13 protein-coding genes are annotated in these 14,391 nt (G+C 73.0%); 3 read left to right on the top strand and 10 right to left on the bottom strand.

Annotated features, from left to right (window positions below; genetic code table 11):
- Window positions 1-78: 78 nt before the first annotated feature.
- Window positions 79-1,176 (bottom strand): succinyldiaminopimelate transaminase, encoded by a 1,098-nt coding sequence (gene dapC / locus GWI24_RS27930; RefSeq protein ID WP_210948669.1) that lies wholly within the window; start codon window positions 1,174-1,176, stop codon window positions 79-81.
- Between the two features lie 241 nt (window positions 1,177-1,417).
- Window positions 1,418-1,744 (bottom strand): ferredoxin, encoded by a 327-nt coding sequence (fdxA, locus tag GWI24_RS27925; protein ID WP_014054705.1) that lies wholly within the window; start codon window positions 1,742-1,744, stop codon window positions 1,418-1,420.
- A gap of 114 nt (window positions 1,745-1,858) precedes the next feature.
- Between fdxA and GWI24_RS27920 the strand changes: the two genes are divergently transcribed.
- Both GWI24_RS27920 and GWI24_RS27915 read left to right on the top strand, forming a co-directional pair.
- On the top strand, window positions 1,859-2,875 hold the full coding sequence (locus GWI24_RS27920; RefSeq protein WP_210948668.1) for a GNAT family N-acetyltransferase: 1,017 nt from the start codon (window positions 1,859-1,861) through the stop codon (window positions 2,873-2,875).
- Window positions 2,876-2,893: 18 nt separating this feature from the next.
- Complete coding sequence (locus GWI24_RS27915; protein ID WP_210948667.1) at window positions 2,894-3,730, top strand: transglutaminase-like domain-containing protein; 837 nt, start codon at window positions 2,894-2,896, stop codon at window positions 3,728-3,730.
- Between the two features lie 145 nt (window positions 3,731-3,875).
- On the opposite strand, the gene GWI24_RS27910 is transcribed toward GWI24_RS27915, so the two are convergent.
- From GWI24_RS27910 to GWI24_RS27875, 8 genes are all read right to left on the bottom strand, one after another.
- A complete protein-coding gene (locus GWI24_RS27910; RefSeq protein ID WP_374103351.1) occupies window positions 3,876-4,448 on the bottom strand; it encodes a DNA-binding response regulator in 573 nt (190 codons plus the stop codon).
- A 90-nt stretch (window positions 4,449-4,538) separates the two neighbouring features.
- On the bottom strand, window positions 4,539-5,810 hold the full coding sequence (locus GWI24_RS27905) for a sensor histidine kinase (RefSeq protein WP_210948666.1): 1,272 nt from the start codon (window positions 5,808-5,810) through the stop codon (window positions 4,539-4,541).
- Window positions 5,811-5,910: 100 nt separating this feature from the next.
- Window positions 5,911-6,654, bottom strand: coding sequence for an ABC transporter permease (locus tag GWI24_RS27900; protein WP_210948665.1), 744 nt, complete (start codon window positions 6,652-6,654; stop codon window positions 5,911-5,913).
- Window positions 6,651-7,616 (bottom strand): ABC transporter ATP-binding protein, encoded by a 966-nt coding sequence (locus GWI24_RS27895; RefSeq protein ID WP_210948664.1) that lies wholly within the window; start codon window positions 7,614-7,616, stop codon window positions 6,651-6,653. The genes GWI24_RS27900 and GWI24_RS27895 overlap by 4 nt, the downstream gene beginning before the upstream one ends.
- Window positions 7,617-7,798: 182 nt before the next feature.
- Complete coding sequence (locus tag GWI24_RS27890; RefSeq protein WP_210948663.1) at window positions 7,799-10,033, bottom strand: hypothetical protein; 2,235 nt, start codon at window positions 10,031-10,033, stop codon at window positions 7,799-7,801.
- Window positions 10,034-10,229: 196 nt separating this feature from the next.
- Window positions 10,230-10,598 (bottom strand): DUF6113 family protein, encoded by a 369-nt coding sequence (locus GWI24_RS27885; RefSeq protein ID WP_210948662.1) that lies wholly within the window; start codon window positions 10,596-10,598, stop codon window positions 10,230-10,232.
- Window positions 10,595-11,479 (bottom strand): N-acetyl-1-D-myo-inositol-2-amino-2-deoxy-alpha-D-glucopyranoside deacetylase, encoded by an 885-nt coding sequence (mshB, locus tag GWI24_RS27880; RefSeq protein ID WP_210948661.1) that lies wholly within the window; start codon window positions 11,477-11,479, stop codon window positions 10,595-10,597. Before mshB ends, GWI24_RS27885 begins: the two co-directional genes overlap by 4 nt.
- Window positions 11,480-11,541: 62 nt before the next feature.
- Complete coding sequence (locus GWI24_RS27875; protein WP_037952186.1) at window positions 11,542-11,736, bottom strand: hypothetical protein; 195 nt, start codon at window positions 11,734-11,736, stop codon at window positions 11,542-11,544.
- 320 nt (window positions 11,737-12,056) lie between these two features.
- Between GWI24_RS27875 and GWI24_RS27870 the strand changes: the two genes are divergently transcribed.
- The gene (locus tag GWI24_RS27870) at window positions 12,057-14,219 is read left to right on the top strand and encodes a S9 family peptidase (RefSeq protein WP_210948660.1); all 2,163 of its coding nucleotides are present in this window, start codon (window positions 12,057-12,059) and stop codon (window positions 14,217-14,219) included.
- Window positions 14,220-14,391: the final 172 nt, after the last annotated feature.

The following is a 14,391-nucleotide window of genomic DNA, read 5'->3' as shown; positions in this document are numbered from 1 at the left end:
TTCGGGAAGGGGCGGGGAGGGGAGCAGCCCGCCGCAGGCGTCTCGGTCCGCCGGACACCCCCAGTCCGCTCCCGGTTCTCAGCCCGCCAGTCGGCGGACCGCCGCTTCCACGCGCTCGTCGGTCGCCGTGAACGCGACCCGGACATGCCGCTCCCCCGCCGCGCCGTAGAACTCGCCCGGGGCCACCAGGATGCCCAGCTCGGCGAGGGCGCCCACGGTGTCCCAGCAGGGCTCGTCCCGCGTCGCCCACAGGTACAGCGACGCCTCGCTGTGCTCGATGCGGAAGCCGTGGCCCGCCAGCGCCGACCGCAGCGCGGCCCGGCGCCGCTCGTAGCGCTCGCGCTGCTCCGTCACATGCTTGTCGTCGCCGAGCGCCGCGACCGTGGCCGCCTGCACCGGTGCGGGGACCATCATCCCGCCGTGCTTGCGGATCTTCAGCAGCTCGCCCAGCACCGCCTCGTCTCCGGCGAGGAAGGCCGCCCGGTAGCCCGCCAGATTGGACCGCTTGGAGAGCGAGTGGACCGCCACCAGCCCCTCGAAGGAGCCGCCGGAGATCTCCGGGTGGAGCACGGAGACCGGATCGGCCTCCCAGCCCAGCTCCAGATAGCACTCGTCGCTGACCACCAGCACTCCGTGGGCACGGGCCCAGGCGACCGCGGTGCGCAGCTCGTCCTTGGACAGCACCCGGCCGGTGGGATTCGACGGGGAGTTGAGCCACAGCAGCTTCAGCCCGGCCGGGTCGAGCTCCGTAGGCTCGTCGTACGGCACCGGCTCGGCGCCCGCCAGCCGCGCGCCCACCTCGTACGTCGGGTAGGCGAGCCGCGGGAAGGCGACCCGGTCGCCGGGGCCCAGGCCCAGCTGCGTCGGCAGCGAGGCCACCAGCTCCTTGGAGCCGACCACCGGCAGCACCTGGGTGTGGGTCACCCCGGCCGCGCCCAGCCGCCGCTCCACCCAGCCAGTGAGGGCGTCGCGCAGTACGGCCGTACCCCAGACGGTCGGATAGCCGGGGCTGTCCGAGGCATCGGCGAGCGCCGCGCGGATCAGCTCGGGGACCGGGTCGACGGGGGTGCCCACCGAGAGGTCGACGATGCCGTCGGGGTGGGCCGCGGCGGTCGCCTTGTACGGTTCGAGCCGGTCCCAGGGGAAGACCGGGAGGCGGGCGGAGACGGGTGGCACGGGGTGGCTCGCTTTCTTCGGAACTGCCCGGGCCGAGGGGGCCCGGGGGACCCGGCGGACTCCCGGGGAACCCCGGCGGGCCCCGGGAAATCCGCCGGAGGGCCCGGGAAACAGCGGGAGCGCCGGAGGGCCCGGGAAACAGCGGGAGCGCCGGGAAGGCCCGGGAAACAGCCCGGTCCCGCAGGCCACAGGCCATACGGGACCGCCGACTGCTTCCGGGCGATGGCGCCGGGGCAGGGGTTTACTCGTCGTGCTCCTGCGGCGGAAGCGCGGCGATGAAGGGGTGGTCCCGCTCGATCAGGCCGAGCTTGCTCGCGCCACCGGGCGAACCGAGCTCGTCGAAGAACTCGACGTTCGCCTTGTAGTAGTCCTTCCACTCCTCGGGAGTGTCGTCCTCGTAGAAGATCGCCTCGACCGGGCAGACCGGCTCACAGGCCCCACAGTCGACGCATTCGTCCGGGTGGATGTACAAGGACCGCTGGCCCTCGTAGATACAGTCGACGGGGCACTCCTCGATGCACGCCTTGTCCTTCAGGTCGACACAAGGCTGCGCGATGACGTAGGTCACGCTGTCGTTCCTCCTCGTTAGGGCTGCTATCGCGCGGGAGCGCGGCGTCGTCGATGCCCGCACCTAGTATCTCCGTTCTTGGGCACCGAGCGCACATGAGGGGCTGACAGAGCTGTGGATTTCACCACTGGCGGACGTCTCGAAGTCCGGATCACCCCGGATGACGTGGGAAAACGCGTCTCGGTCAGGCTTGTGACCGAAGATCGTGAGCCCGGCGCAACGTTCACCGACGTGGTCGGGGTTCTCACATCGTGGACCGAGGGCACGCTCGCCATCACCCGGCGCACCGGTGAGCCGGTGCGGATCGCGGAGTCGTCCCTGGTGGCGGGCAAGGTGGTGCCCGCCGCTCCGGCCCGCCGCCGCGGCCCCGCCGCGACCGCGCCCGAGCTGGACCGGGTCGCCGCCCGGGCCTGGCCGCCGGTGACCAGCGAGCCGCTGGGCGAGTGGACGCTGCGCGCCTCCGGCGGCTTCACCCGGCGCGCCAATTCGGTGCTGCCCCTCGGCGACCCCGGGATGGGGCTCGACGCGGCGCTGCGCCGGGTGACCGAATGGTACGCGGCGCGGGAGCTGCCCGCGTACATCCAGGTCAGCACGGGCGCCGAGGGCAGCCAGGAGCTGCTCGCCGCGGAGCTGGAGAGCCGCGGCTGGGTACCGGAGGTCTCCTCGCGGATGGAGATCGCGGCGCTCGCCCCCATCGGGGACCTGGACGCCGACACCTCGGCGGTGACGCTCTCCCGCCAACTCGACGACGCCTGGCTGACCCGCTACCAGCGGTCGTCCGGCGAGCCCTCGCCCGAGGCGCGGACGGTGCTGTCGGGCGGCCCGTCGGTGTGGTTCGCGACCATAGCGGCGGAAGGGGGCGGCGCCCCGGCCGCGATCGGGCGCTGTGTGGTGGACGGCCGCTGGGCCGGGTTCACCGCCGTGGAGGTCGCCCCGGAGCGGCGGCGCCAGGGCCTGGCCAAGGCCGTGATGACGGCGCTGGCCCGCAAGGCGCTCGACGAGGGCGCCTCGGCCGCGTATCTCCAGGTGGAGACGGACAATGGCGGGGCGCACGCCCTCTACGAGGGCATGGGCTTCACCGTCCACCACAGCTACCATCACTGGCGCGCGTCCGGGGAGGATCCGCGCTGAGCAGGGTACGAGGCGGCTATGCCACGGATGAACGACGTCTCCCGCCGCCGCTGGTTCGCCGACGCGGCCCGCGAAGAGCGCCCCGATCTGGCGCTGCTGTGCCTGCTGGTGGGCATGGAGGCCGACCCCGGCCTGGACGAGAGCGGAATCGACGAAGCGCAGATCGAGCTGGACCGGCTGGCCGGTCAGCTCCCCTTCTCCCCCGGCGGCCCCGGGGACTGGGCCGCCGCGCTGGCCCGCCTCCTCGGCGAGCGCCATGGCTTCCGGGGCGGCCCGGCCGACTACCGGCGGCTGGAGTCCTCGCTCCTCCACCAGGTGCTGCGGCGCCGCCGCGGGCTGCCGATCCTGCTGTCCGTGGTGTGGATGGAGGTGGCGCGGCGGGCGGGCGCGCCGGTGTACGGGGTGGGGCTGCCGGGCCACTTCGTGGTCGGCTTCGGCGATCCTTACGGTGGCCATGTGCTGGCCGATCCCTTCGATGGCGGGCGGCCGCTGTCCGCCGAGGACGCGGCGACGCTGGTGTCCGGGGCCACGGGCACCCCGCTCTCGCCGTCGATGCTGACCCCGGCCGGGCCGCTGGACATCGTGCTGCGGATCCTCAACAACATCCGCGCCTGGGCGTCCGCCCGCCCCGAGCGCACCGATGTCCGGCTCTGGGCGCTGGAGCTGTCCCTGCTGCTGCCCAGCCACCCGGCCGAGCTGCGCTACGAGCGGGCGAAACTCCTGGTGGAGCGGGGCGAGTTCCTGACCGGCGCCAGGGAACTGGAGGAGTACGCGGAGGTCGTGGCGGCGGTGGAGCCCGACGCCGCCGAGACGATACGCCGCCAGGCCCGCGCCGCCCGCGCGATGCTGAACTGAGCGCTCCGCCGGACCCGCCCTGACCCGCCGTCGATCGTCCGCAGCGCCGTCGTGGCTGGTCCCACGCGGCGGAGCCGCACATCGACACAGCCGCGGCGGAGCCGCACATCGACGCAGCCCCGCGCCCCTGTCAAGGGCGCGGCCGCTACAGCCAGCCCTTGTCGCGGGCGATGCGGACGGCGTCGGCGCGGTTGCGGGCAGCGGTCTTCTGGATGGCCGTGGAGAGGTAGTTGCGGACCGTGCCCGGCGACAGATGCAGGGCGCGGGCCAGCTCCGCGTTGGTCGAGCCGTCCGCCGAGGCGCGCAGCACCTCGCGCTCCCGCGCGGTCAGCGGGCTGGCCCCGTCCACGAGCGCGGCGGCGGCCAGCGTGGGGTCGATCACCCGCTCCCCGCCCAGCACCCGCCGTATCGCGTCCGCGAGCTGCGCCGCCGGGGCGTCCTTGACCAGGAAGGCGTCGGCGCCTGACTCCATGGCGCGGCGCAGATAGCCGGGGCGGCCAAAGGTGGTGAGAATCACGATCCGGATCCCGGGGTCGGCCCGGTGCAGCGCGGCGGCGGCCTCGATCCCGCTCATACCGGGCATCTCGATGTCCAGCAGCGCCACATCGGGGCGATGGGTCCGGGCGGCCTCCACGACCTCGTCGCCGCGGGCCACCTGCGCGACGACCTCGATCTCGTCGTCGAGCCCGAGGAGCGCGGCCAGCGCCTCCCGCACCATGGACTGGTCCTCGGCCAGTAGTACCCGGATCACGCCCCGCAGCGTAGCCGCTCCCGCGGCGGCCAGGACCCGCCGGTCCGCCCACCTTCCCTACGGCGCGGCCTGCGAGGGCGATTCCACGTGGGCGCCACGGGAGAGCGGAACCAGGGCGCGGAGGGTGAAGCCGCCGCGCTCGCCTGGGCCGGTCTCCAGGCGCCCGTCGGCCAGCTGGAGCCGCTCGGCCAGCCCGGTGAGCCCATTGCCGTGCGGGCCGGTCGCGCCGCGGCCGTCGTCGGTGACCGTCAGACAGAGCTCGTCGCCCGTCTCGTCGAGCGTCACCGCACAGCGCCGCGCCCCGCTGTGCCGCACCACATTGGTGACCGCCTCACGCAGCGCCCAGGCCAGCGCACCCTCCTGGTCGGGCGGCAGGTCGGGGTGGTGGATGCCGGCCCGGCTCAGATCGGCGGCGATGCCCGCGGCGGCGAGGGCGGTACGGGCCCCGGCGACCTCGGCCTCCAGGGTGGGGCGTCGAAAGCCGCTGACCGCCTCCCGGACGTCCACCAGCGCCTGCCGGCTGACCCGCTCGATATCGGCCACCTGACGCGCCGCCTGCTCGGGCTTGTCGGGCAGCATCCGGCCCGCCAGCTCGCTCTTGAGCGTGATCAGCGACAGCGAGTGGCCCAGCAGATCGTGCAGATCGCGGGCGAGCCGCAGCCGCTCCTCGTTGGCGGCGAGCTGGGCCACGGTGGCGCGGGCGGCGCGCAGCGCCCGGGTGGTGCGGACCATCTGCCCCACCGCGCTCATCGCGAAGCCGCCGAGCAGCGAGGGGATGACCAGGGCGGACACCAGGCCGTGCGAACCGCGCACCAGCACCCCGATACCCACCATGAACGCCGTGTTCAGCGGGATCGCCCAGCTCGACAGCCGCAGCGGCAGCACCGCTCCGAAGGCGACGGACACATAGACCGAGAGCACCAGCCAGTCGTCGCCCATGGTGAGGGTGAGCACGGCGGCGAGCACGCTGATCATGCACAGCGCCCCCAGGACCGCGGCCCGGCTCAGCGCCCGCCCGGTGTGCCGGAAGACCAGCACCAGATAGACGGCGACGAAGACCAGCAGGCCGAGACCGCCGCACACGGTGCCCAGGGCGGTGTGGTTGCCGTCGGCGAGATCGCTCACCGGCGCGCCCATATAGCCCATCCAGATCCCGATCCACAACAGCTTGACCAGCGCCTGCCGGCGGTTCTCGGGGGGCTGCCCGATGGAGGCCACCCGGTCGTTCTCCGCGTCGTACGCCATCGCGTCGGCCCACCAGGTCAGCCGGCGGCGCCCGCCGGGGCGGCACTCCGGATCGCCGTCGGTCCACTCGGCCCGGTCAGCCATGGTTCTTCTCTCCTCGGATCACGCCTCGGGCCACGCCCTCGGTCATGCCTTACGGGTGCGCTTCACGCCTTACGGCGTCCCTCACGCCTTACGGCGTCCCTCATGCCTTACGAGTGTCCTTGCGGTACAGCCATGCCGCGCCGCCCGCGAAGACCACGAGGTAGCCGATGAGCAGCGCCACGTCCTTGGCGTGCGGGGCGCCGCCCAGCTCGATCGCCTGGCCGAGGGCGGTGTAGGCGTGGGTGGGCAGACAGTCGCCGATGTTCTCCAGCCACTGCGGATACGACGTGGTGGGCATCCACAGCCCGCCGAGGATCGACAGACCGAAGTAGATGATCATCGTCAGCGGCCGTACCGCGTCCCCGCTCGCCAGATATCCGATGGCGACCCCCAGCGCCGCGAAGACCAGAGAGCCCGCCCAGATCACGGCGGTCAGCGCGGGCCACTCCCAGACGGCGTCCAGCCGTACGCCCTTGGCGACGGCCGCCACCACGAAGACGATCACGATCGACGGCAGGGTGGCCACCGCACCCACGGCGATCTTGGCCACCACATAGCCGCTGCCGGGCAGCGGGGTGAGTCGCAGCTGCCGGGTCCAGCCGCCCTCGCGCTCCTTGGCGATCCGCTCACCGTTGCCCATCAGTCCGGCGGTCAGCGCCCCGAAGGAGGCCATCGCGACCATGTAGTAGAGCGGCATCGACAGCCGGGTGCCGGGCACGTGGTCGTCGGCGCCGGTGCTGCCCGCGATCAGCAGGAAGAGCACGGACGGATAGATGATGGTGAAGAACATGAACTTGCGATTGCGCAGGGTCCGCGCGATCTCCAGCTTGACCAGCGTCTTCATCGTGCGGACTCCTCAACGGCCGCCGCGGCGTCGGTGATGGCGAGGAAGGCCTGCTCCAGGCCGAGGCCGGTGACCTCGAGCCCGTGCGGATAGAGCCCGAGCCCGTAGACCGCGTGGACGGTCGCGTCCGCGTCGGTGGACCGTATCCGTACGGTACGCCCCGAAATCTCGATCCCGGTCAGCGCGGGCAGGGCGCGCAGCGCCGGCTCGTCGACCGGCCCGTCCAGCTCGAAGGAGATCCGGCGGGCCCCGGCCATCGCCTTGATCTCGGCGGACGAGCCGTCGGCCAGCACCCGGCCGCGGTGCAGCACGATCACCCGGTCGGCGATGGCGTCGGCCTCTTCGAGGTAGTGGGTGGCGAACAGGATGGTGCGGCCCTGCTTCGCCTGCTCCCGCATCGCGCCCCAGAAGGTCTGCCGGGACGAGACGTCCATACCGGTCGTGGGCTCGTCCAGCACGATGAGGTCGGAGGCCCCGGCGGTGGCGAACGCGAAGCGCACCCGCTGCTCCTGGCCGCCGGAGAGCTTGTTCACCTTGCGGGAGGCGATCTCGGTGATCCCCGCCCGCTCCAGCACCTCGTCCACCGGATGGCCCTCGGGGTGCAGATCGCAGGCCAGCCCCACCAGCTCGCGGACCGTCACCTCCTCCATCAGACAGCCGCTCTGCAGCATCGCGCCGACCCGGCCGCGGACGATGGCCTGGCGCGGGGTGGTGCCGAAGACCTCCACCCGGCCGGAGTCCGGGTGGCGCAGGCCGAGCAGCAGATCGAGGGTGGAGGACTTGCCGGCGCCGTTGGGACCCAGCAGGGCGACGGTCTCCCCCGGGTACAGGGTGAGATCGAGATCGGTCACGGCGCGCACACTGCCGTAGGCCTTGTTCACCTTCTCGAAGCGGACCACGGGCGGGGCGCCCGTGGTGGCGGCCCCGGTGCCGGGGGCGGAAGCAGCGGTCGTCGCGGTCATGGCCATAAGACTGGCCGAGGGCGGGGTGTGCCCGGCAGTGTCAGCGGTCGTCACCTGGAGATGACAGATGTCATGGGTCCGGGCGTGACGCGGCCCGGAGGACGCGACCCGGCAGACATGCCGCGGCCCCCGCCCGGTGCCGGGGCGGGGGCCGCGTCGTCCGACCGCGTGTGACGGGCCGGTCAGTTGTCCTTGCCGATGACGCCGATGCGCTCGCTGGGCGTCTTGCCGCGCAACGCCAGGCGCAGCGCCGACTCCACGTCCTCCGGGGTGACGGGCTTCTTGGAGCCGTCGCCCCGCTCCAGCAGAACGCCGTCGAAGGTGCTGCCGTAGAGCTGCTTGAGGACGGCCAGGTCGTAGTGCTCGACCAGCTTGCCGTCGACCACCCGCATGGAGAGGATCTTCGGCAGCGACTTGTCCGGACCGAACGGGATCGAGTGCTGGGCGTCCGTCTGGACCGTGGCCAGCCCCGACATCGCGGGCTCGGCGAAGCTCTTCAGCTTCCGGTCCACCTCGGCCTTGCTGACCGTGGGGCGCTTGATGGTGACCGGCAGGGTGATGGCCTTGTTCTGGCCGGTCTCGGCGCGCAGCTGGAACCCGTCCGAGACGGCCTTGACCGCCTTGTCCACGTCCAGCCCCTTGCCCTCCTTGCCGTACACCGGGACGGCCTTGCCGGAGGTGAAGCTGATGCCGCCCTCGCGGGCCGTGCCGGAGTGGCCCGCGAGCCGCTCCAGGGCGTCCCGCAGCTTCTCCTCGTCGACGGTCACCGCCGGTTCGGCCTCATGGGTGCCGCCGAAGAGCGAGCCGATCACGGTGACCGGGTTGTAGTCCCGGCCCGCGACGTCCCGGACCGTGGCCTCGGTGTCGAGCGCCAGGCCCGCGACGGAGGGCTTGATCTCCTTCTGCTGGCCGTCGACCGACACCGTCAGCGGGGCGGTGGTGCGCTTGCCCAGCGCGGAGTCCAGCTTGTCGACGGCGACCTCCTTGGAGGTGCCGCCGATGTCGACGCCGAGGACGGTGGTGCCGTTCGGCACATCGGCGTGGTTCATCACCAGACCGGCCGCGTAGGCCCCGCCCGCGATCACGAACAGCAGGCCCCCGGCCATGACGACCTTGGACCGGCCCTTCTTCTTGGGCTTACCGGCCTTCGGGGCGGACGGCGCCGGGGCGCTGTCGCCGCCGGGCGCCGGGGCCCCCGGACCGGCCGGGGCGGGCGGGGACGGCGGCTTGGCCCGGCCCTCGGCCGAGGGCACCACGGGCACCCCGCTGACCAGCGTGTCGCTGGAGATCTGCTCCGGCGGCACGCCACCGGTCGGCGTGGGCTCCGGGTCGCGGAACAGCGAGGGGGCCGGATCGGCTCCGAGGCCTTCCGCGGGACCCGCACCGGGGTCGGTCAGCGGTCCCACGCCGGTGGTGGCGCCGAGGCTGCCGGACAGCGGCGAACCTCCCGGCGGGGTCGGCGGCTGCCCGGCCGGGCCTCCTCCGGCCAGCGGGCCCACTCCGCCCGGAGGCGTCTGCGGGTCACCGCCGTACGGGCTGCCCGCGGGGCCCGGTCCGGGCGGACCCAGCAGGTCGCCGTCGCGCGGGCCCGCACCGGGGCCGGACGGCGGCATATACATGTCGCCGGTGACCGGGCCGGTCGTGGGCCCGGTCGGCTCGGGGTGGCCGGACGGGGCCTGGGCGTCGGTGAAGTACGGCAGATCGGCGACGGGGCCGCCGCCCTGCTGCGGCACCTGGAAACCCTGAGTGGTGTCCGGCACCTGGAAACCCTGCGTGGTGTCCGGCGCCGGGAATCCCTGCGTGGTCTCCGGGGAAGGGAAACCCTGCGTGGTGTCGGGCGCGGGGAACCCCTGGGTGGTGTCCGGGGCCGGGAACCCCTGCGTGGTGTCCGGGGCCGGGGGCACCGGCGGCTTCGGGGTGCTGCCGGTGGCCGACGAGCCGCTTCTGGGCTTACGGGGCGCGAACCAGTCGCTGGTCCGCTCGCCGTCGCCCTTGCCGCTCTTCCTCTCCCGGCCCTCGGTGGGTTCGTTGGCCCCGCCGGGCTCGGCCGGCACACCGCGCTCGGGCGTCGGCGTGAAGTCGACCCGGGGCAGGGCGCTGGTGCGCTCGGGGGCGTCGTCGTCCCCGCCGGAGCGCGGCGCGGGCACGCCGTCCTCCGCGACGGGCGTGCGCATGACCACCGGGGGAATGGGCCGCGACCCGGGAATGTTGATCTTGATCCGGGTCGTCAGCGTGGTCTCGGTCTTCGGCTCCTCCGGCTTGGCCGCGGCACGCGCCTGCCCATCCTCGGCGGCACCCTGCGGGGCCTCCTGCGTCGGGTACTGGCGGGATCCGTACGGCGGGGTGCCCGACGGGTAGGCGGCACCACCGCTTCCCTCCCGGGGCCCGGAGGACGAACTGTCAGATTCACGGCTCAAAGCAGGTTCTCCCAGTTAGCTCCGCCGCCCGTCAGACCTCGCGCGGGCGGCTCGGCGGCGGCACCACCATACTGGGCGGTGCGGACGCGCACTTGACGGCCGCCGGATCACCGCATCCGGTACGCCCGAGGCGCACCCTTCGCCGTGTGCCCGAAGGGCCTCCGAGTGCCGGGGACGTCGTGCCGAAAACGTCACGTCACTTACCAAGTCGGACCGGCGGGCCAGCAGGTTGCGGCACCAAAGGCAGCGTGGCACACATCACACCGATGAACATCCCGCCGAGGAGGAAAGCGTACGACCCCAGCCCGGCGCCGAAAAGGAAATCCCCTTCCGGACGGGAGGAAGTGAGCAGCAACACGGCCACCGTCCAGGCGCCCGCGGGCACTCCGCCGCCCATCCGGGCGCCCATGGCCTTGACCCCGCCGTAGCACAGGCCCGCGACCGCGAGCAGCGCGAGCAGCAACCCGCCGGGGAACCACGCCGCCTGGACCAGCGCGCCGGCGGCGCCCACCAGCACACCGGCCACGGCGAGCAGGGCGTATCCGCCCAGGCGCGGGGCCGTCATACCGCCACCCCCGCGAACAGGTCGTCCTCGCGGTCCGTGCCGGCCTCGCCCTTGACGAGCCGGTAGTGCTCGTGGAGGAACATCGGCTGGACCAGGTCGTTGGAGAGCGCGAAGAAGGGTCCGTCCACCGCGATCTGGCTGGCGTGGGCGCGCATCGCCGCGGCCTTCGCCCCGGCGTGGGGAACGCCGTCGATGAGCGCGGTGACGTCCGCGTCGTCCACGACCCCGGGGACGTCGTCCACCGTGGCGACGCCAGGGAAGAGGGAGTCACGGCCCTCGGCCCGCAGCCGGGCGAAGCCCTCCTCGACGGCCGAGCGCGGCACGCAGTTCCAGTAGACCTTCGCGATGTCGTGCGGCTCGCCGAGGTCGGGACGGAAGCCCGGATCGGCGGCCAGCTCCACGGCGCGCATCGCCACGCGGTGCGCCTGGATGTGATCGGGGTGGCCGTAGCCCCCATTGGTGTCGTACGCCACAAGGACCTGTGGCCGGATCTCGCGGACCACGGCCACCAGATGCCCGGCGGCCTCGTCCAGGTCCGCCTGCCAGAAGCAGTCCGGCCGGTCGTTCTGCGGGGCGCCCATCATCCCGGAGTCGCGATAGCGGCCGGGCCCGCCCAGGAAGCGGTGGTCCTCGACCCCCAAGGCGTCCATGGCCGCGGCGAGTTCGCCGATCCGGTGCGGGCCGAGCGCGTCGTCGCGGTCGGCGGCGAGATGCGCGAGGGCAGCCGGGATGACCTCGCCCTCCTCACCGAGGGTGCAGGTCACCAGGGTGACGTGTGCGCCCTCGGCGGCGTACTTCGCCATGGTCGCGCCGTTATTGATCGACTCGTCGTCGGGATGTGCGTGCACCAGCAGCAGACGACGGGCGGGAAGAACGGTCATGGGCACAGCCTACGATTCGCACACACGTGCCCATGGGTCGCACGCCCCGGCCCCGCTCAGGGTCAGATCTTCACGCCGCCGATCATGTCCGCCACGTTGGTGGTGAGGTCATCGATCGTCGGAGCGACCGATGAACTGGCCAGATAGAAGCCGAGGAGGACGCAGACGATCGCATGAACCGCCTTCAGTCCTGCCTTGTTCACGAGCATGAAGACGATGATCAGCAGCAGCACTGACATCGAGATCGAGAGCGCCACAGCGGCTCACCTCCAGGTACACGCACTCGGACGGACAACATATTGATGCCACAGGGGGGCTACCCACTATGCGCAATCGATCATAACTATGGCGGTGTGCACATGACTCGGTGCACGGGAGCATGACAGGGGCGCATGCCTGATCGCACGAACTTCCCGGCCCCGGGGGCGACTTCTCGTTGGTTATGCGCCATCTCGCCATCGCCCGGGGCCGCTTGACACCGGTGCCGTCCCGGCCGGACCGTGCCAGGGGCAACGCCCGACCGGCCTACCGATCCGTACCCTCCCTCGCGATGATCCGACAGCCGTACGCTCCCCCTATGACCGGACAGCTCTCGTTCCCACGGCAGCACGCGCGCACCCAACGTTTCACCCTCGGGACACCACGGGCCCTCGCCGTGGCCCCCGACGATTCACGCGTCGCCTTCCTGCGCTCCCGCTCGGGCACCGACCGGACCGGCCTGTTGTGGGTGTACGACCTCGCCGGGCGGCGCGAGTACCCCGCCGCCGACCCGGCCGAGCTGCTCGGCGGCGCCGGCGAGAAGCTGTCCCCCGAGGAGCGGGCGCGGCGCGAGCGCAGCCGCGAGGGGTCGGCCGGGGTGGTCGGCTACGCGGTGGACGCCGCGGTCGAGCGGGCCGCCTTCGCCCTCTCCGGGCGGCTGTTCACCACGGAGCTGCCCACGGGCACCACCCGCGAGCTGCGCGTCCCCGGTCCGGTCGTGGACCCGCGCCCCTCGCCCGACGGCCGCCACATCGCCTACGCGGCGGGCGGGGCGCTGCGGGTCACGGGCGCGGACGGCGAGGGGGACCGGGCGCTCGCGGAGCCGGAGGGGGACTCCGTCACCTACGGCCTCGCGGAGTTCATCGCGGCCGAGGAGATGGACCGCTCACGCGGCTTCTGGTGGTCGCCGGGGAGCGACGCCCTGCTGGCCGCCCGGGTCGACGAGTCCCCCGTACGGCGCTGGTGGATCGCCGACCCCGCCCACCCCGGCCGGGAGCCCGCGGAGGTGGCCTATCCCGCCGCGGGCACCGCCAACGCGGAGGTGCGGCTGGTTCTGCTCGGCCTGGACGGCTCCCGTACGGAGATCGAGTGGGACCGGGAGCGCTATCCGTACCTCGCACGGGTGCATTGGTCGGCCTACGGTCCGCCGCTGCTTCTGGTCCAGGCCAGGGACCAGCGCAGCCAGCTCTACCTGGCCGTGGACACCGACACCGGCCGGACCAGCACGGTCCATGTGGACGAGGACGCGGTTTGGCTGGATCTTTTCCCCGGGGTGCCGGCCTGGACCGAGGATGGACGACTCGTCCGCATCGCGGACGAAGGGGGCGCCCGGGTGCTAATGGTCGGCGACCGCAAGCTGACCTCCAGCGCCCTCCAGGTGCGCGCGGTCCTCGACATCGGCACGGACGACGTGCTGTTCTCCGCCTCCCCCGGAGCCGGTGCCCCGCTGCCCGAGCAGCCGGGCGAGATCGCCGTCCACCGCGCCTGGTTCCGGGGCAGCGGCGACCAGGGCGGCTGGGAGCCGGTCGGCAAGCGGCCCTTCCCGGCGGTCCACTCCGCCGTGCGCGGCGGTGAGGTGATCGCGCTGTCGTACACGGGTCTGGAGCGGCCCGGGGTGAGTGTGGAACTCCTCCGGCCCGCCGACCACGGCGCGGCCGAGCGCCTCGCCGAGCTCGACGCGTACCCGGAGCGGCCCGTCATCACCGCCCGCCCCGAGCTCGTCTTCGCGGGCAAGCGGGACATTCCGTGCGCCGTGCTGCTGCCCAGCGGCTACCAGGAGGGCGACGGACCGCTGCCGGTCCTGATGGACCCCTACGGCGGGCCGCACGGCCAGCGGGTGGTCGCCTCGCACAACGCCCATCTCACCTCGCAGTGGTTCGCCGACCAGGGCTTCGCGGTGGTCGTCGCCGACGGCCGCGGCACCCCCGGCCGCTCCCCCGCCTGGGAGAAGGCGGTGCGCGACGGCCTGGCCGCGGTCACGCTGGAGGACCAGGTCGAGGCGGTGACGGCGCTCGCCGGGCGCTATCCGCTGGACCTCGGCCGGGTGGCCATCCGCGGCTGGTCCTACGGCGGCTATCTGGCCGCGCTGGCGGTGCTGCGCCGCCCCGATGTCTTCCACGCGGGCGTGGTGGGCGCCCCGGTGACGGACTGGCGGCTGTACGACACCCACTACACCGAGCGGTATCTGGGCCTGCCGGAGGAACAGCCCGAGGTCTACGCCGCCAACGCGCTGATGACCGACGAGGGGCTGTCCGGCGCGGCCGACACCGCACGGCCGATGATGATCATCCACGGTCTGGCGGACGACAACGTGGTGGCCGCGCACACCCTGCGGCTCTCCTCCGCGCTGCTGGCCGCGGGCCGTCCGCATGAGGTGCTGCCGCTGTCCGGGGTGACCCATATGACCCCGCAGGAGCAGGTCGCGGAGAATCTGCTCCTGCTCCAGGTGGACTTCCTCAAGCGGTCCCTCGCTCTGCGATAAGCGCTCCGCTGGAAGTGCCCTGACCTGCCGTCGATCGACCGCGGCTGCATCGTGGCTGGTCGCGCAGTTCCCCGCGCCCCTTCGGGGCGCGTCCCGAACCGCGGTCGACCTCCGCCGATCCGCTCAGGCGCTGCGCTGGAAGTGCCCTGACCTGCCGTCGACCGTCCGCGGC

The organism is Streptomyces sp. MK37H (assembly GCF_018035285.1).
Taxonomy (GTDB): Bacteria; Actinomycetota; Actinomycetes; order Streptomycetales; family Streptomycetaceae; genus Streptomyces; species Streptomyces endocoffeicus.
The sequence above is the reverse complement of the archived record's forward strand: the minus strand, read 5'-3'. Positions and strand labels throughout refer to the sequence as shown.